Consider the following 16,921-nt stretch of genomic DNA (forward strand, 5'->3'; position numbering starts at 1 on the left):
CATAAATCCCCTTTTCTCGGATACTATTTAACCGTACTTAAAAGCGTATAATGCTTCGAAAGGAATTCATCCAATATATCCTTATGACTTTTAACGATATTCCCAGGCAACTCATGGAGATGAAAATAATTAAATGTAATCGACTCAGCCTGATCGACTAATAAATCTCCGATTGCATTTTCTGCATAATAGGCAGTTGTTACGACATAAAATTCATCACCATTTGCCGCCCGAATGAAATGTTCAGGACCTGAGTATACGTTGATCAATGTCAATTCATCCACTTGCAACCGTGTTTCTTCAAATAGTTCACGCCTTGCCACATCTTCCGTAGATTCCCCTAATTCCATCAACCCGCCTGGAATTCCCCACGCACCTTCAGGAAACTTCCGCTGTTGCAACAAGATCCTCCCCTGTTCATCAACTACGACTACAACAGAGCCGACGAATATTAATGGTCGATGTCCAACTAATTTCCGTAATTCTTCAATATATCCCATGTCCAAACCTCCCGTACTATGTTCGTAGCGGTGAAATCAATTGCACGTATGATGTATCTTTTTCTGGCATAATTACAGCCGGTCTCATCTCTCCATAAAAACCGATCGTCACCTGTTCTTCCGATATTCCTTTTAATGCTTCAAGCAAAAATCGACCGTCGAAGGTCATGTCAATAGAGGACACCCCATCCACGTTGCTTATTCTTTGTTGTTCTTCGATCGTTCCGATTCCTACTGAATTTGTCGAGATTTTTAAAAATTTATTGTCAACCACTGCCAAGTGCACATTATTATGCTTCCATTCCTCGGAGAAAACGCAAGCCCGGTCAATCCCCGCTATTAATTCTTTCGTATCCATCGTAATTTTCGTCACAAAACCCGTCGGAATTAATGATTGGGTATTTGGATAATTCCCTTCAATTAATACGGAATACAAGATAGTATTCTCTGTGGAAAATACGATCATATTAGGCCCAATCGAAATATGTACTGTAGCAAGTTTGGATTCTTTCAATTGTAGAAGTTCTGTTAAGCTTTTACTTGGGGCTACGATAGAATGAAATGCTTTAGCAAAATTGATTTCTATCTCTTTTTGTGATAACCGGTGGGAGTCAGTTGCGGTACAAATAAGTTTATTGTTGCCAAACTCCATCTTCACACCTGTTAACACCGGTTTAGCGTCACTTTTGGAAACAGCAAATATCGTTTGTTTGATTACATCTCTTAATGAAGTGAAATTGAGATTAACAGAATGAAGAATTTCAATCTTCGGCAATTGCGGATAATCCGCTGCTTGTAAACCATTCATTCTCGTTACAATATCACCAGATTTGATAAGGACTGACTGCATATTGTCGGATGAAATCTCAATGTCATCAGGCAATTTCTTTAGGAGATTCATAAAATGCTTTGACAATACAACAACACTGCCAGTTTCATGAACCTCAACGAATGTTTCCTCATTTTTTCGTATGGGAATTCTCTTTTCAATGAACATCTCTGAATTGCCGCCAGTTAAAACGAGCCCATCTTTATTTGCTTCGATCTTTATCCCAGAAAGGATCGGAAGAAGACTTTTATTCGAACAAATTTTATGCAATTCCGAAACTGTTACAGTAAATAATGAATTCTTTATAGTAAATTTCATGAAAATGCTCCCTTTACATTTCTTCCGTTTGTAAAACCTTAACCTTGTTCCATATCGACTGCCAATTTTTCTCACAAACACGTTGGTGATAAATATTCATTCGACCTTCTGTTGCTTGAAAGAAAGGGGTTGGTATTATATGGCAATTGACCACATCTTTTATTCCGTGAGGGGCAGCCAAGATAACTTTTCCTTGTTCATCCAATTTCACGCCTAACGCTGTAGCAGTCTCGGGAAATTTGGCTATTGCGTCAACTGAAGAAGAATAGCGTTGGACATTGTTCAATGTATGCATTCTTGCTTGATTTTTTACCGACCATGGAATAGTAGGCTGATGTTGCTTTAGTAGATTTTCATAACTTTTTTCAATTTCTTCATTCACCTTAGCCGAATCAAAGTAAATCACATCAATATCCGGTAAAGGTGTCCTTTCATTAAACTCATGGAGCAAATCCCAAATTTTCGATCGCACGAAACCCGCGCATACCCACCAATCAGGCAATTTCAATGACTGTGCACTCCGTAAGATATCCATCATCCACTTATCTTCAGAAACCAAGCGGATGACATCCTCCTCATTATGAATCATAATACGACTGCCTTTTTGTCGATTCTTACATGAATCAATTCATACTTTACTTTAAATCCAGCAGCTTGATAAAGTCTTATAGCTTTCTCATTTTCGTTATCAACACATAAAGAAATTTCTTTAATATCCTCATATGCGAACAATTTGTCCAATGCAAAAGTTAACAGCTTTTTGCCAATCCCTTGTCTACGAAATCGATCCGAAACAGCAATGTATTCGATGGAGCCTTCCCCATGTTGCGGATCAGCTTCGATATAGACATAACCAGTCAATTGGTCATCACTTGTGGCAATGAACAATCGATTTTCTTCACTTAATCGTCCAATAATCGTTTGTGCACTGTAATAAGTTGAAGGAAAAGCTAGTTCATGCAATTCTTCAAAGCCATCTTTATAAGCAGTGTTGAATTCCTTTACTCCTCCCTCAACGACTCGTTCCCATTCACGCTTCTTGGCAGCTAGAACTGTATGCCGCCCTGTCGATTTCCCCCCATGTGAAATGGAGAATTGTTTTGCATACTCGTTTTCATGGTTGAGGAAAAAGTGATACCGATCCACTTGCGAGGCCGATAGAGCTGTTACTTTCTCCCAAAGTTCATTGATAAGATCTGTATGAATAAGTTCCTCACTCACAAAGGGTCCCCATACTTCCGCGCTTCTATCTTCTAAATCGATATCTAGTCCGATGGCACCTATGATTTCTTCTTTCTCATAAGCGACCATAAAGCAATTCGCCAAATCTAAGTCCGAAAAATCGCTTGTAAGCGTGTGATATATTTCCTCTTTCGATTCTCCGCAATAACCGATATGTCTGCTCGATATTGAATTAATTTTTGCAAGGAACGCAGCCAAACTATAATTATTTCTTGGTGATTCTATTACGATATTCATCCTTTTTTCCTCATTTCACATAAGCATATAATGTTTCTGCCACTTCGTTCTTGGTGGATTTACAAATATGGAGCGAATATAGACAAGTGGAATCCACTTCTTTTTCAATGAGAGAAATGCCGAGTTTTACAGCATCTTCAATTTGTTTATGAATTAACTTATTTAAATCGGTAATCTTTGAAATATCATCCACACCTACCCATCCCAATTCCCAACTATTCTCATCGTACTCATACATAAGACAAAACGCTGTAATTTCCAATCCGTTCACAACAACATAACTATGCTCTTCCATCAAACCATCCATCGCAGCATGCCTCCAACTCTCGATTGACAAATTAGCAACAGGGTTATCGGAATGTGTTTCTGTATATGTCTTTTTACAAAGCTGAATAAAACTATCCATTTTTGCTTCATTATTACGTATTTCTCGGATTGTGAGAACTTGTTCATCCTGCACTGTTTCACCTTTTAGCAAAGTTGGCTCGATATGTATAATCTCTGTTTTTCTAATCATCTTGAACTGATTTCTCGTCAGCACTTCTATTAACTGATAAAACCTGTCGTCCAGCAGGAAAAACAAAGGTTGATCATATTTGTTTTCCAGCTCAGCAATCAGGATTTGAAGAGCTTGTTCATCGATTCCATTCAAGTTATAAGCAAGTTGGACATATATACAATATGGATGCCAAGATGATTTATGGATGGAAGCTACAGCAAGTACTTCGCCGTCCTTTTGTACTGAATAAATACCTTTATGGAGTTTGGTAGAAATGCTACTGTTCATACGGTCCTTCAAATCACTATTCTTCAAAAACACTTCCTCGATGAAAGTATATAGTTTGTTCAATTCACTCTGATCGCCTTTATCCAGCTTACTTATTTTCAATCCAATACTCCTTTCCATCATCACTGCGACTCATGAAGCCATAATCGATGAAAAAACGTCGAATGGTCGCAAAATCAGGATGGATCTCTTTAAGGATCTCGTTTATTTCTTTTTCCAAATACACTTTTCCAACTTCAAACCGCTTAATTATTTCTTGGGCAATGATGTACTTCCTTTTGTCTTTGCTTGGAAACGTATCAAGTTGTCCATCCAAGCCATTTCTAAAATAGCTTTTCAACACTTTCTCTCTTTCTATTTCAGTAACTTGAAATCTTTCTTGCATCTCTATCATTCCTTTGTATTTATCTATGGTGATTCCTTAATGTCCTCATACTTCTACCATGTCTTATCCAGCTTGTCCGAATAGAAAGTAATAGCTCTCTCATATGATATGATGTCCGGATCTTTTGTAGTTTGCACTAGACACGTGAGGAGAATTTCCATTGCTTTTACATTTTCTCCTAAGTTATAAAGTGTCATGGTATAGAACGTCTTCAATGCATTGTTCTCAGGAAAACGCCAAAGTCCGCTTTCAAAGATAGATTTCGACTTTTGATAGTTTCCCAATGTCCGATATGTACTACCGAGTCCAATAATCGCACCAACGGTATCTTCATCATTTAACCCTAATTGAAGCGCTTTTTCATAATATGGGACTGCTTCCGCTTCCTTTCCTAGGACATCAAAACTCCATGCACATTGGTAATTGATTTCGGCATTTTCTGAATCATCTTTTGCCAATCCCTTTAGAATTTCATTCGATTCAGTAAGTTTTCCTTCACTTCTTAATAAAATGGCTTTGTTGAGATTCACCATCATTCATTCCCTTTCTTATCCTTCAAGCATTGCTAAATAAGGAATTTCCTCACCATCTACAACTGTAATAAGGACTGGAGTATTTGTCTCATATATAACAGTACCGATAGGAAGCTTATTTGCATTTCCATTTCGGAATCCAAAAGCATTCTTTTTCTGTTTTTTTATCTCCAATATTTGCTCACCAATTGTATAATCCAATTCAAGTACCCATTCGTCTACTTCAACATTTGAATAAACAATACCTTCGTACATAAAAATATCGGCATTTTCATGAGAAAGAAAATCCTTCGGTGTCGGATTTCCCTTGTAGGCTTCTTGTATACTGGAACAGCCAGCTAGGCTAAGAAATAGAATTGTGGTTATGAGCAAAAGTCGTTTCAATGCTCACCCCTCCAATGCATCGCTTTTAGAAATCTCCTCGAAATGAACTTTTGACATTTTAAGAAGCTCAAAGTTGTTTTCGGCTACCATCGTTTTAATTCGATTAAATTCTGTCCAAGCAAGCGCAAACTCATCATCTGATATGATTTGACTGCTGTGCGCAGCTTCAATTTCGTCAATATCTTTCTCTATTATTTCCCCACTAGGCAGCACGATCAGATCTATAAACAAATCATCCATCCATGGTCCATTAATTGAACAATAACTATTCTCTCTGCAAATATCGATATACCATTGGACAATTTGACCGGTTGAATTAAACACCGTTGTCACAGAAAAATGCTTTCCATCGGGAAAATGCTGCAGCCAGCTATATCCCTTATCCGCGATGCAAACTGACCTTCCCAAATATGTCATGTAAAGAGGCGCAGCTACATCATTCATTTCAAGCAGGGTTACATATCCTGTGAATTTTGGTATGGAAATATATTTTTCTGCATACCCCCTATCTACTATCCGCTTCCAATCATATCGACTGCCGTATTTGCGTTTTAGCATCGCTGCTTCACTCTCCGTTCTACATCGGCCTTGCACTATAGGGAATGAGTTGGCCGACGATTCTTTCATCTCCTATACTCGTAATTTGCTGGATGACACCATTTGAAATTTCTTCATTTGTCAGCCATCTGGAAGTTTCTCCTTCCATTACAAAGCCTAAAAACACTTTTTCATACTTACAATTTGAAGGGATTATAATCTCTTTATCTTCAAAATATCGTCGACTTCCTTTTACATGGATAAGGCGGAACGATGTTGCTTGTTCGTTCATTTCACAAATCCGTTGTAGAGCCTGATAATTAGGTGTCCAGCTTACGATTAAATCAATTGGTCCCCGTTCGGCAATAGCCTTCTCAATTTCTGTCAAGAGCTCTTCTGAATGATAGTCAACTTGAATTGGAAAAATCGAATTGGGAGGACTATCTGCTTTCAATCGTTCAAACTTCACAGCTGTTCGCCCGATGACAGAAACAGAATTCCCCTCCTTTGCCAAGAACGTCGATACTCCCGCGAGCATACCCGTTCCTCCAATAACGAGTGCGTGATTATATTTCTTTTTCAATCTCAATCCCTTCCATTTCTCATGAATTCTTTTGCTAGATGGTAAGCTGTCACTGTGAACAATTGAGTGATTTCCTTGTTTCGAATCATTTCTCCTATGCTAGCAAAAGGGAAATGTTTCACTTCCACAACTTCCGTCTCATCCAACTCTTGTTCATATGTACGTTTTCCATCGGTCATTAAAAAAGTTATGACCTTATTTGTCTGTGTGGCTGGATTGACCATGAACTCCCCTAAATGAATCAGCTTTTGCTCCGAAACATAACCAGTCTCTTCCCTGACTTCACGTCGAATCGCTTCTTCATACGATTCGCCATCTTCCACTTTCCCCGCCGGTATTTCAAGATAAAAATCGTTTCCAGGATGACGATATTGCTCTACCAGAACGATTTCTTCATCCTCCGTCAATACGATTGCGTTCACCCAATCCGCATACTCATTCACGTAGTAATCTTCAATAACCGTTCCATCAGACATTTGACAAGTGTCTCTCCTTAAGTTGCCAAATGGTGATTTATACTTGTATTCACTGTTCAACACTTTCCATTTCACCAACGCTTTTCCCTCCGTTATTGCTTATGTACTTGTTGATGCATAACCCAATCTTCCACCACTCGATTGAACAAATCCGGTTCAGCCACAGGAAATCCATGCCCTATATGAGGGACGAAAAATTGTTCAAAATGTTCATTCTCATCAATAATTTTCTGAACAGACTTCTTTACAAGCCCTTTCTCTTTTTCCCCGGCAGTAACTAAAATTCGTGCATTGCTCTTCGCAAAGTTGTTTGGGAGTGAGTACGCCATATTTTCTTTAAGAACATTAATTAGCGCGTCGACATTCATTTTTAAACTTTCTTCATAATATTTATTGAAATACTCGCCATCCATATATAGTTGTTTCGCTTGCGCTTTGGCGAACGTCTTATTTTTGATTAGTGGAAATGTCATCTTTATTGTCGGGGAAATGAAGGAGATCATGTACTTCATTGGAATGACTACCGCACTGTTGATGACTGCAGTTATTATTAAATTTGGAGCCAGACTCACGATTTCCAAACTTATTTGAGCGCCAATTGAAAAACCGATAATATGTACGTCTTTCTCCTCTTGCTTTTGTTCAATCAACTGAATTATTTCAAGTGCATTTTCACGGATAGAGAAGGAGGTTTCATTACTTCTGTTCCCATGCCCTTGCAGTGTAGGAACTAAGCAATGATACTCATTGAAATACGTAATTTGCTTATCCCACATCCATCCGCCAACCCCGCCCCCGTGAATGAACACGAGGAGCGGTCCTTCTTTATTTCCGAATTCCATATAATTATTATGCAACTTGACTCCCCCTTAACTGAACTGCAAAATATGAGTCGTTTCAGAAGCGGAATCGTCGAATGAAAAACCGCCTGCCCTATAAAAAGCATCTGCCTTCGCTGAATCTGTTCGGACAGTAATTTCTTTGAAATGCTGCTTAGCGTGTTCAATAATCGATTGCAGCAATAATGTTCCGACCCCTTCACGTCTGACAGCTTCAAGCACATAAAATCTTCGCAAACGTCCTACATCAGCTTCTTGTGAAAACGGTGATTGATTGATACCACCGATCGCTACGACGAAACCTTCTTCATTTTTGACACAAAACAATACTTCGCCCGGCTTGTTGAACGTATTAGTGCCATCCTCAAATTCATTCACAAGGCGTGTAACGAAGCGATAGCCTTCCTGTTCACTTTCTTGTACGAGTTCTTCGATATCCAATTCCCGCAAATCGTTTACCTTCTCAACGATGTATTTCATTTGCTCTCCCCCTCAATTAATGTCTTTTATATACATTCAACAATACACTTCAAAAAACCTGCCACTTCCTAATTTTCAAGGAAATTAAAAAAGCCAGTTCGTTGCGGAACGTGGCTTATGCTTAATATTCATATTGCACCCTCATTGTCGAGCGGATGCTAATTTGTCCTCCTTCAATCGGTGTTGATACACTTTCTGACATAGCTGCTTTGAAAAGCGGAGTAGGCTGACTACCATTTTCAACTTCATTGATTCTCACAGGTTGCGGTGCAATTTGTAGGTGTAAAGTGTCGGCAATAGTTTGAGCCTTCATCTGGGCATTCTGTAAAGCCTTGACAATAGATTCCTGCTTATACCGATCAACATTTTCCACTGAGAATTGTATATTGGAAACCCGATTCGCTCCATGCTCTACCGCCGTATCGATTACTTTCCCTACCTGCTGAATATCAGTGAGTTTAACCGAGATGGAATTCGAAACTTCATATCCTTTAAATATTTGTTCCCCATTCACGTAATCGTATCTCGGAAATATTGAGTAATTTACGGTTTGAATATTTTCTCGTTGAACGCCCATTTGATTCAAAGCTTGAATGATGTTAGTCATGATTGCTGCGTTTTCCCGTTGCGCTTCGCTAAGTTGTTCATTCGTCGTGCTAACTTCCAATTGGATTGTAGCTGTGTCAGGTAAGGCAAAAACCTCCCCATGACCAACGACGGTAATCGAGCGGGCACTTTGTCGGACTTGTTGTCGGATATATGGGTAATACACGTAATCCCTCCTTGTCTTTTATTCATCATATGCCAGGCGAGGGGTAATAATTATTATAGGAAATTTGCTTTGGACGCCTAAGATCAAAATAAAAAGGACATCACAGAAAGACGATTTCGACTTTTTGGACACCCCCTCTATTACTTATAAAATCTTACTGAAAAAGGCCTTTGTTCTCTCGTTCTTTGGATTCGAAAAGATTTCATCAGGTGTCCCTTCCTCTACTAATAACCCTTGGTCCAGGAACAATACCCGATCTCCCATTTCCTTCGCGAACCCCATTTCATGAGTGACGACGACCATCGTCATCCCTTCCATGGCCAACTGTTTCATGACATCCAATACTTCCTTCACCATTTCCGGATCCAATGCAGACGTCGGTTCATCAAATAACATGACTTTCGGCTTCATCGCAAGCGCCCTTGCGATAGCAACCCTTTGCATTTGTCCGCCGGATAGTTGTTCCGGGTAAACATTCGCCTTATCGGACAGACCTACTTTCTCAAGTAGCTGCATCGCCAACGCTTTCGCATTTTGTTCACTCATTTTCCGGATTTTAATCGGTGAAATCGTAATATTATCAATGACCCGCATATGAGGAAACAGGTTGAATTGCTGGAAGACCATTCCGACTTCCCGCCGGATATCATTAATATCCGTTTTGGAATCATTAATTTTCACGCCATCTATAAACACTTCGCCCGCAGTAATTTCTTCAAGAAGGTTGAGGCATCTTAAAAATGTGCTTTTCCCAGATCCACTCGGACCAATTACACAGATGACCTCCTTCTCCTTAATGTCGTAATCAATACCTTTTAGCACATCTAATTTCCCAAATGATTTGTGCAAGTTTCTTACTTTTATCATCGTAATCCCCCTCCCGGTTCCGAACGTCTCAATGAAAAAATAGACCTTCTTGAGGATGGGACATAACTATTGCTGAACCTGTTTTCGATATAATTGATGAGCTTCCCACAGATAAATGTCAAAATGAGATAAAGGACGGCAACCGTTAAATATGGCTCCCAGAATCTTGAATATGCGCCAGCGACCACTTTGCCAGCGTAAAGAAGATCGCTCGCAGCAATGACTGTGACGAGTGATGAATCCTTCAACAATGCAATCAATTCATTGCCGAGCGGCGGAATCATCCGTCTGAATGCTTGCGGAAGGATGATCAATTTCATGGCAGTTTTATGTGGCATTCCGAGAGAACGCGCAGCTTCCATCTGCCCTTTATCGAGCGATTGGATTCCAGCACGGATAATTTCTGCGTTATAGGCGGCACTGTTAAGCATGAGTGCTAGCGACCCCGATACAAAAAATCCTAATGAATGCCCAAACATACTTGGAATCAATGCGGTATGAATCAATAGAATTTGCACTAATAATGGAGTTCCCCGGAAAAAGTCGACATAATATTTTGCGGGATAGTAAATCCATTTCCGTTTTGACAATTTACCCAACCCGACAATCAAGCCTAATAAGAATCCCCCAATATATCCTACCGCTGTCAATCCGAGGGTCACCCATATCCCCCGGATAAACAGTTCCCGATAGCTCCATATGTTTTCGAACATTTCAATTCGTAAACCTAAGACTTCCAAGAACATCACCTCCAAGATGTGTATAGTAGTTTAAAAGCAAACAATTACTCCACGTCTTGGTCAGTGATTTCTTTCAGTTTCCCATTTTCCTTGATCTTTTGAATTCCTTCATTAAGTAATTCAACTATCTCCATGTTTCCTTTTTTAACCATCAACCCATAATATTCTTTTTCAAAGCTATCATCTTCCACAGTTTTCAATTTAACATTCGGATTATTAACTTTGTATTCAAGAATGACAGCATTATCTCCTACAGCTGCATCAGCATTTCCATTAATCATTTCACTGATTGCAAGGGGCATCGTTTCAGCTGCAACGATATTTTTGCTCGTTTTACCTAGCAATTCTTTTACAGCTTTATGTCCTGTAGTATTAATTTGAACAGAAACTTTTTTGTCTTTCAAATCATTGAAAGAAGCTACATCCGAGCTCTCTTGAACTAGTATTAATTGATTGGCTATAAAGTATGGATCAGAGAAGTCAAACGATTGCTTACGTTCCTCATCTATTGTTATAGAAGAGACAGCGAAATCAATTTCTTCGTTATCCAGTGCAGGAAATAACGGCTCCCACCCATAATTTTTATATTCCACTTCGAAACCAGCAGCTTCAGCAATAGCATTTACAATGTCAATATCAATTCCAACAATATTCCCTTTTTCATCCATATACTCCATCGGCGCATATGTCGCGTCCGTACCGACAATCAATTTTCGTTTTCCACTTGTATCATCGCCGCCCGATCCGCTCGTTTTTGTAGAACCTGCGCCGCATCCGATTAGAATAATGGATGTGCACACCAATGCGATGCCTAACAGGAAACGTTTTACTGATTTCTCCATTTGGACTCCCCCTTGTTTTCTACTAATTTACAGAATTGATTGATACTTTAATTGATTATATACGAAAACGCTTTCATTCACAACTGAATATTTTCAATTAACAATCAAGAGCGAAACTTCAATTATTCACAAAAAAACTGCTCCGTCGTCAACGTTCGACAACGGAGCAGTTTTTGTTAAAAGATCGGCAGTGTAACAGCTACCATAAGTAAAAATAAAATAGCTATATAATTGACGGAATAAATGAACATGACATATGCCCATCTGTCATCGTCTTTTGTAAAGAATCCACGAATGGAGACAATCAAGAATCCGATATTCAAAATCGTAGCAAGAACGATGAATACCATACCAAGTGATCCTAAGTAAAACGGCAATGGTAGCAAGCATGCGATGTAGACGAACATTTGACGCTTCGTCATTTTGAAACCGTGAACGACCGGCAACATCGCTACGTTGGCTGCTTTGTATTCATTGTACTTCCTCATCGCAATCGCAAATGTGTGTGGCATTTGCCAAATGAATAAAATGATAAAAAGCATGATTGGAACGATATGCCATGTTGGTGCAATTGCAGCCCATCCGATCATCGGCGTCACAGCACCTGAAACACTTCCGATAACCGTATTCAATGTATATTTACGTTTCGTCCACATCGTGTACATGATGACATATGTGAACCAGCCGATGAATGCGTAAATCGCTGCCTCCATCGTCGTAAACAGCAGCATGACCATCCCTAGCGCCGAAAGGGAAATACCGATCCCCAATACAGTCTTCAAAGAAATGTTGCCAGTTACAGTTGGACGCTTTTGAGTCCTTTTCATGACCGTGTCGATATCGACGTCGTACCAGTTATTCAGGACGAGCGCCCCACCCATCAAGATTGTACTCCCGATAATCGTCAGCCAAAACAGTTTGCTGTTCGCAAATAAGGAGCCCCCAGTGAAATGGAGAGCGAGCCAAAAGCCGACAAACACGGGCAATGCATTGGCAAGCAATACCGGTCCCTTGAAAAGCGATTTCAAATCCGCTATCAACGTTCCTGATTTTTGATCTATAGTTGTGCTATTTTCAGTATAAGTAATATCCATATCTTTCGTCATATCTATATACGCTCCTCAGAGGTATTTCTGCAAAGTTTCATCCCTTCCATCATATCATTTCATCCGCAATAATTTACAGATTTACGGATTTTTCTTAGGAAATTCATAGGTTTTCCTTTATATTTGACACAATTTATTCAAAACTGATCAATAAAATAAAAAAGGCCTCGGATTTACGAAGCCATTACACCTATAAATAACAGAAAAATGAATATGAAGAGATACATTAATATGATAAGGGCAAAGATTCCACCCATTACAATCAAGTACGCCTTTGCAAATGTATTCCGCGGGTCCTGCTTGTCGGTCGCCCAAATAATAAGCATAACGAAGCCGACAATCGGCAAACATACAAGAATTAACGTTATTATCCAATCTTTCAACGACATCTGTTTTTCTGTCTGCATAGTTCTCACTCCCATGCCATTTCTAATAAAGGTTACATTCTATCCTACCATAGTATATGTGACCAGATTGCAAGATATATTAGAAATAGTGGAGAAACAGCGGATACACTTCAACCCGCCGTTTGTTTCATTTCCCATCCTGTTCACTCAATGGTTCAAAATTAACTATTGAAACTTTTGATACACGCACTTTCTGCCCTTCTTTCAACTGCACTTGACTTTGAGAACCTGTCAATTCTCCTTCCATCAATTCGAATAGTTGAGGGTCTTTTCCCTCTTCAAAAATTTGTACAAAGCCATACCCATAGGGGATGCTTATTGTATAGTTCCCTGGTTCAATGTCCAACCCGACATCCCATATTCCTGTAGTCAATTCTGTGGAAAGCTCTGTCTTCACAGGTTGTATCGTTACAGTATTATAGCCGCCGTCAAAAAAGATGGTGAACGTTGAATCGATGTCGGCAGTTAAGCTAGGCACTCCAGCTTTGTCCCCTACGATTTCCCGTACGAGTAAGTTATCATCTTCATCGTATATATAGATATTCCCTGATGGGTGACCCATCAATGTGTATCTTCCGGGCTCGATCGTCAGCTTTGCTCCTTTTTTTGTCGGCATCGGTCCGTAAGTTCTTTTCGCCTCTTTGTTGCTTCGATCGACGGTCGTGAAAATGGCCGGATGAACTGTTCCGATGATTTCATCTTTTGTCTCTCCGGTAATTTCGTAATTGTCTGCATATGCGGTTATTCTATCCGATCTCGTTCCTTGTAAGTTATGGCAACCGGATAAGATCAGCGTGCAAACGAACAATCCTGCTACTATCCTTTTCATCTTCCCTCAGCCTCTCAACTTGATTGTATTGGTGCTGTTTCCACTTTCCGAATGTGTAATAGCTTATTTCTTCCATATAAGACGGCGATGACAAGAATATTCAATACGACAAGCCACAGGTAGGCATGCTTGAAATCCAGTTTTTCGATCCCGTATTCCTTCGCTGCATCTCCGCTTAACACCGCACTGATGTCAATGAATTTCAACGGATAGAGCCAATTCGTCTCCACCCCGGCAACTAAAAGAAGTTGAGGGGACAGCAATACAAATAGAATGATGACCATTGCCGCGTACAAATTTTTCGTCACAAGATTAAGTAATAGGAAAGTGAACAACAGCAAAAGGGCAATAAGGCCGAATGCGACCAACATGTAAAACAAATAGCGGAGCATCGATACTGCGATGAAATCAGCGTTCTGATAAATAAGCACCGGCGTCCTGAAATCCCCCCACCCCGTTTTTCGCGAGACATAATACCCGCCAATCGTGATGCTTGCACAAAGGAAGAGCATGATTTGCACGAAATGGATGCCTACTTTGCTGAATGCTTTTTCCATGAACGTAATCGGAAACCCGGTCATTACGGAAGGATGGTGCTGATCATGTAACAGCATGCTGCTTCCCGCAAACAAGACGAGGAGACAAAACATGACTCCGCTTACAAGGCTCAATGCAACCGGCATGTAATTGCTTGCTTCAAGCGGATCCTTGATGAGGGAAAGCTCATGATCTTTGTGGTATTGGAAAAGTGCCTTCTCCTTTTGGATTTCGTCAATTGGAACAATGTAGTCTTTTTGGATCCCTTTATTTCCTCGTCGGTGCAATTCAAGACGCAATTCATTCAGCTTCAGGCCTGCGTCAAAAAACTTGTGGAAGTTAGATCCTGCACCAAAAAAGCCATCAGGGTTTACATCATCCCTTAAGTAAAGCCTTTGCATGCTGATGAGCGACGATTGCTCGATCAGTATTTCGCGAATCTCTTTTCCTTCTTCGGTTTCCCAAACAGAACCTGGAAATTTATCGAGAACTTGATGGAAGTTCTCCGCTTCCTCAGTCTTTTCTTCCCGTATGTCAATAAAGTCCAATTGACTATAATAAGAAAAGTAAAGCGGGAAAAATAGGATCAGGGCGATGCCTAACAACCAATTTTTCTTATTCAACAGCAATAGTTTTGATTCAAACAAAAAGTATTTCCAAAACATGTTTGGAGCGTACCTCCTTCCTGACTCTTATCCTAATAAATAAAATCGTCGTTTGTTAATGACAATGGAAACAATATACAGAATGATTTCAATGATGACGTAAGTAATGAGCAGTACGATGATGCCTTTTGCATAGGTAATCGTTTCTGTGTTCAATAAAAAATTCTTTTCCCCGTCCACAATTTTCCCGAAGTCAAAATACGTCTGCGGGAATAGGCTGATGTCCTTGCCGAACAATTCTTTCGTCATGCGCGTTGCATAAAGGCGTTCAGAGAACAAAATCAAGCTGCTAATGAAAAGGACGATCCATTCATTTTTAAACAGCAAACTTAAAATGACATTCAACCGTACGAATAGAAGGACCAATAGCGGCAGAACGATGAGGGTCTTTCCTAAATAAGCCCCTAACGAAATGACACTATAATCGTCAGTCGTAAACGTTTTTTGCTGAATCATCATTGGAATCGACAAATCGAAATGGCCGAACCCGAATTGGATCGTCATGAGGAGCACGCCGATAATGAGCACGCTTCCGATGAACGTCATGGAATAAAGGTACGCGGAAAATGACTTCAGATTCAGCTGGCGGTACCAAGATAACGGGAAGCCTTGAAGGACCGTCTGATGTTTCCGATCCCTTGACAACATGTCGCTGCTCACATAAATCACGCAAAACAAAAGAATGTAGACACCATAATTTCGAAGGAAATTCTGCAAAGTTTGCAACCCTGTTTTCTCATACATCAACCCGAATGTAATTGGGTGATTGTTCGTAAGATAATCCTCATACTTCATCATCGTCTGTATATAGGCATGCTGCCGGTCCTTGCTAGGAAATGGCGCGGTCTGGAATAAAAACCGGTCTTCCATATACTCGTCCGGATTGCCTTGCAAATAGGTTGTCCTTAGTTTGAGCAAGCGCTCATAGTTTCGATCTTCAAAAGACTGCAGCATACCGGAAAACAAATCGTAGTTATAGTCATTCGTCGCATAAACGGGTGAACCTACCTGACGATCATAGGAATAGCTATGCCAAGGATAAACAAGGCCGGTATTACCGATACTTTCCCATAGTTTTTGCTGGTCTTTCAAATAATTCAAATACGCTTCCGTCTCCTTTTGATTAAACGCTTCCTTCGTTTCCGCAAACGGCCATAATAGTAAACAATAGCTAAGCAATAAAACCGTGATGAAGAAAACAAATGGAATCATTCGTCTACTTCTTGCTGAAATCAAAAATTCATGCTTTAAATAATTTCGATTCATCCCCGCTTCCCCTTTTGCAATTGCCATTTTTATTTATTTCAAAATAATGTATTATATTACACTATATACACACTATTGTAATATTACAATAGTGTGAGATTTTTATATACTTCTAAATCTATCAACTAGTGAGTTGGAATAAATCGTTTGATCTCTTTTAACTGGATTTTATTGAATGTTCGTATATATGAACAGATTACCGGCTATGTTAGAAATAGTTGAAGCGAAAGGATGAATGATCGGATATGAAGAATTGGATTTCTTTCTTTATCTTCTGTTGTTTCATTATATTGAGTGGATGTAGTAACCAAAATCTTGTTCCTAAATCCGAAGCGAACAATGTCGTCGATACATATGGCATCACATCATTTACCGTCACCATTGATACGAATGAAGAGCAACAGGCTTTGAATGCAAGCTTTACGGAAAAAAAGGAAAGATCAGAGGCGGAATATACAAATAAGAAAGAAGAGATCGCGCTACATGGTGAAAAGGCTTTAGAAAAAATAATGGAAGCGTTCGAAAAAATGGAACCTGACCCAGAAGCCGAGGAAACAGAATTAATTAAAAAGTCCGCAGAAGCATTTGGTTTCAAAGAGTATAAAATGATTCGGTTGGAAGTAAAATTCAAAGGATATGACAGTAAAGAAATCATGTTCTCCAAATAACGATGGGTATCGGATTCCGACGGGATTTCGATATCTTTTTTATATTGCGGCTAATTATCCATGAAAAAGGGTAAATCATATCTAAGCGACTC

Annotated in this window: 23 protein-coding genes; 1 reads left to right on the plus strand and 22 read right to left on the minus strand. The window is 39.6% G+C overall.

Annotated elements, in window-relative coordinates; translation table 11 throughout:
* Positions 1-23 precede the first annotated feature (23 nt).
* From AC0L13_RS12375 to AC0L13_RS12480, 22 genes are all read right to left on the minus strand, one after another.
* Entirely contained in the window at positions 24-500 is a 477-nt protein-coding gene (locus AC0L13_RS12375; RefSeq protein ID WP_473640003.1) for an NUDIX hydrolase, read from the minus strand.
* Positions 501-516: 16 nt separating this feature from the next.
* Complete coding sequence (dnaN, locus tag AC0L13_RS12380) at positions 517-1,647, minus strand: DNA polymerase III subunit beta (RefSeq protein ID WP_473640005.1); 1,131 nt, start codon at positions 1,645-1,647, stop codon at positions 517-519.
* Between the two features lie 13 nt (positions 1,648-1,660).
* Positions 1,661-2,239, minus strand: a complete 579-nt coding sequence (locus AC0L13_RS12385) for a nucleotidyltransferase family protein (RefSeq protein ID WP_473646989.1) — start codon at positions 2,237-2,239, stop codon at positions 1,661-1,663.
* Complete coding sequence (locus tag AC0L13_RS12390) at positions 2,233-3,126, minus strand: GNAT family N-acetyltransferase (RefSeq protein ID WP_473640007.1); 894 nt, start codon at positions 3,124-3,126, stop codon at positions 2,233-2,235. Before AC0L13_RS12390 ends, AC0L13_RS12385 begins: the two co-directional genes overlap by 7 nt.
* Before the next feature lie 10 nt (positions 3,127-3,136).
* Positions 3,137-4,015, minus strand: a complete 879-nt coding sequence (locus AC0L13_RS12395) for a hypothetical protein (protein WP_473640009.1) — start codon at positions 4,013-4,015, stop codon at positions 3,137-3,139.
* Positions 4,002-4,298, minus strand: a complete 297-nt coding sequence (locus tag AC0L13_RS12400) for a DUF2087 domain-containing protein (protein WP_473640011.1) — start codon at positions 4,296-4,298, stop codon at positions 4,002-4,004. Before AC0L13_RS12400 ends, AC0L13_RS12395 begins: the two co-directional genes overlap by 14 nt.
* 53 nt (positions 4,299-4,351) lie before the next feature.
* A complete protein-coding gene (locus AC0L13_RS12405) occupies positions 4,352-4,834 on the minus strand; it encodes a tetratricopeptide repeat protein (protein WP_473640013.1) in 483 nt (160 codons plus the stop codon).
* Positions 4,835-4,846: 12 nt separating this feature from the next.
* On the minus strand, positions 4,847-5,215 hold the full coding sequence (locus tag AC0L13_RS12410) for a hypothetical protein (protein WP_473640015.1): 369 nt from the start codon (positions 5,213-5,215) through the stop codon (positions 4,847-4,849).
* Positions 5,216-5,218: 3 nt separating this feature from the next.
* Positions 5,219-5,773: a ribonuclease FAU-1 family protein gene (locus AC0L13_RS12415; protein WP_473640017.1), complete on the minus strand. Its 555-nt coding sequence runs from the start codon at positions 5,771-5,773 to the stop codon at positions 5,219-5,221.
* Between the two features lie 19 nt (positions 5,774-5,792).
* Complete coding sequence (locus AC0L13_RS12420; RefSeq protein ID WP_473640019.1) at positions 5,793-6,335, minus strand: Rossmann-fold NAD(P)-binding domain-containing protein; 543 nt, start codon at positions 6,333-6,335, stop codon at positions 5,793-5,795.
* Between the two features lie 2 nt (positions 6,336-6,337).
* On the minus strand, positions 6,338-6,886 hold the full coding sequence (locus AC0L13_RS12425) for an NUDIX hydrolase (RefSeq protein ID WP_473646992.1): 549 nt from the start codon (positions 6,884-6,886) through the stop codon (positions 6,338-6,340).
* Between the two features lie 17 nt (positions 6,887-6,903).
* Positions 6,904-7,668 carry an alpha/beta fold hydrolase gene (locus AC0L13_RS12430; protein WP_473640021.1) on the minus strand — a complete coding sequence of 255 codons (765 nt, stop codon included), beginning with the start codon at positions 7,666-7,668 and terminating at the stop codon, positions 6,904-6,906.
* Between the two features lie 12 nt (positions 7,669-7,680).
* Positions 7,681-8,130 (minus strand): GNAT family N-acetyltransferase, encoded by a 450-nt coding sequence (locus AC0L13_RS12435; protein ID WP_473640023.1) that lies wholly within the window; start codon positions 8,128-8,130, stop codon positions 7,681-7,683.
* A 121-nt stretch (positions 8,131-8,251) separates the two neighbouring features.
* Positions 8,252-8,902, minus strand: a complete 651-nt coding sequence (locus AC0L13_RS12440) for an SIMPL domain-containing protein (protein WP_473640025.1) — start codon at positions 8,900-8,902, stop codon at positions 8,252-8,254.
* A 144-nt stretch (positions 8,903-9,046) separates the two neighbouring features.
* Positions 9,047-9,769, minus strand: a complete 723-nt coding sequence (locus tag AC0L13_RS12445; RefSeq protein WP_473640027.1) for an amino acid ABC transporter ATP-binding protein — start codon at positions 9,767-9,769, stop codon at positions 9,047-9,049.
* On the minus strand, positions 9,766-10,482 hold the full coding sequence (locus tag AC0L13_RS12450; protein WP_473646995.1) for an amino acid ABC transporter permease: 717 nt from the start codon (positions 10,480-10,482) through the stop codon (positions 9,766-9,768). The genes AC0L13_RS12445 and AC0L13_RS12450 overlap by 4 nt, the downstream gene beginning before the upstream one ends.
* 71 nt (positions 10,483-10,553) lie before the next feature.
* The gene (locus tag AC0L13_RS12455) at positions 10,554-11,351 is read right to left on the minus strand and encodes a basic amino acid ABC transporter substrate-binding protein (RefSeq protein WP_473640029.1); all 798 of its coding nucleotides are present in this window, start codon (positions 11,349-11,351) and stop codon (positions 10,554-10,556) included.
* A 176-nt stretch (positions 11,352-11,527) separates the two neighbouring features.
* Positions 11,528-12,457, minus strand: coding sequence for a heme o synthase (gene cyoE, locus AC0L13_RS12460; RefSeq protein WP_473640031.1), 930 nt, complete (start codon positions 12,455-12,457; stop codon positions 11,528-11,530).
* A 173-nt stretch (positions 12,458-12,630) separates the two neighbouring features.
* Positions 12,631-12,864, minus strand: a complete 234-nt coding sequence (locus AC0L13_RS12465; RefSeq protein WP_473640033.1) for a hypothetical protein — start codon at positions 12,862-12,864, stop codon at positions 12,631-12,633.
* 127 nt (positions 12,865-12,991) lie between these two features.
* Positions 12,992-13,693, minus strand: coding sequence for a hypothetical protein (locus tag AC0L13_RS12470; protein ID WP_473640035.1), 702 nt, complete (start codon positions 13,691-13,693; stop codon positions 12,992-12,994).
* 14 nt (positions 13,694-13,707) lie between these two features.
* Entirely contained in the window at positions 13,708-14,895 is a 1,188-nt protein-coding gene (locus AC0L13_RS12475) for a hypothetical protein (RefSeq protein WP_473640037.1), read from the minus strand.
* 27 nt (positions 14,896-14,922) lie between these two features.
* On the minus strand, positions 14,923-16,161 hold the full coding sequence (locus AC0L13_RS12480) for a hypothetical protein (RefSeq protein ID WP_473640039.1): 1,239 nt from the start codon (positions 16,159-16,161) through the stop codon (positions 14,923-14,925).
* Positions 16,162-16,406: 245 nt separating this feature from the next.
* Here AC0L13_RS12480 and AC0L13_RS12485 point away from each other — a divergent pair, with 245 nt between their 5' ends.
* Positions 16,407-16,829 (plus strand): YusW family protein, encoded by a 423-nt coding sequence (locus AC0L13_RS12485; protein ID WP_473640041.1) that lies wholly within the window; start codon positions 16,407-16,409, stop codon positions 16,827-16,829.
* Positions 16,830-16,921 lie beyond the last annotated feature (92 nt).

Source organism: Sporosarcina sp. QA0331 (genome assembly GCF_055808055.1).

Excerpts from the sequence above, each read along its gene's own strand:
- AC0L13_RS12375 (WP_473640003.1), bottom strand. The coding sequence starts at position 500 with ATGGGATATATTGAAGAATTACGGAAATTAGTTGGACATCGACCATTA.
- dnaN (WP_473640005.1), bottom strand. The coding sequence starts at position 1,647 with ATGAAATTTACTATAAAGAATTCATTATTTACTGTAACAGTTTCGGAA.
- AC0L13_RS12390 (WP_473640007.1), bottom strand. The coding sequence starts at position 3,126 with ATGAATATCGTAATAGAATCACCAAGAAATAATTATAGTTTGGCTGCG.
- AC0L13_RS12400 (WP_473640011.1), bottom strand. The coding sequence starts at position 4,298 with ATGCAAGAAAGATTTCAAGTTACTGAAATAGAAAGAGAGAAAGTGTTG.
- AC0L13_RS12405 (WP_473640013.1), bottom strand. The coding sequence starts at position 4,834 with ATGATGGTGAATCTCAACAAAGCCATTTTATTAAGAAGTGAAGGAAAA.
- AC0L13_RS12415 (WP_473640017.1), bottom strand. The coding sequence starts at position 5,773 with ATGCTAAAACGCAAATACGGCAGTCGATATGATTGGAAGCGGATAGTA.
- AC0L13_RS12435 (WP_473640023.1), bottom strand. The coding sequence starts at position 8,130 with ATGAAATACATCGTTGAGAAGGTAAACGATTTGCGGGAATTGGATATC.
- AC0L13_RS12445 (WP_473640027.1), bottom strand. The coding sequence starts at position 9,769 with ATGATAAAAGTAAGAAACTTGCACAAATCATTTGGGAAATTAGATGTG.
- AC0L13_RS12450 (WP_473646995.1), bottom strand. The coding sequence starts at position 10,482 with ATGTTCGAAAACATATGGAGCTATCGGGAACTGTTTATCCGGGGGATA.
- AC0L13_RS12455 (WP_473640029.1), bottom strand. The coding sequence starts at position 11,351 with ATGGAGAAATCAGTAAAACGTTTCCTGTTAGGCATCGCATTGGTGTGC.
- cyoE (WP_473640031.1), bottom strand. The coding sequence starts at position 12,457 with ATGACGAAAGATATGGATATTACTTATACTGAAAATAGCACAACTATA.
- AC0L13_RS12465 (WP_473640033.1), bottom strand. The coding sequence starts at position 12,864 with ATGCAGACAGAAAAACAGATGTCGTTGAAAGATTGGATAATAACGTTA.
- AC0L13_RS12470 (WP_473640035.1), bottom strand. The coding sequence starts at position 13,693 with ATGAAAAGGATAGTAGCAGGATTGTTCGTTTGCACGCTGATCTTATCC.
- AC0L13_RS12475 (WP_473640037.1), bottom strand. The coding sequence starts at position 14,895 with ATGTTTTGGAAATACTTTTTGTTTGAATCAAAACTATTGCTGTTGAAT.
- AC0L13_RS12480 (WP_473640039.1), bottom strand. The coding sequence starts at position 16,161 with ATGAATCGAAATTATTTAAAGCATGAATTTTTGATTTCAGCAAGAAGT.
- AC0L13_RS12485 (WP_473640041.1), top strand. The coding sequence starts at position 16,407 with ATGAAGAATTGGATTTCTTTCTTTATCTTCTGTTGTTTCATTATATTG.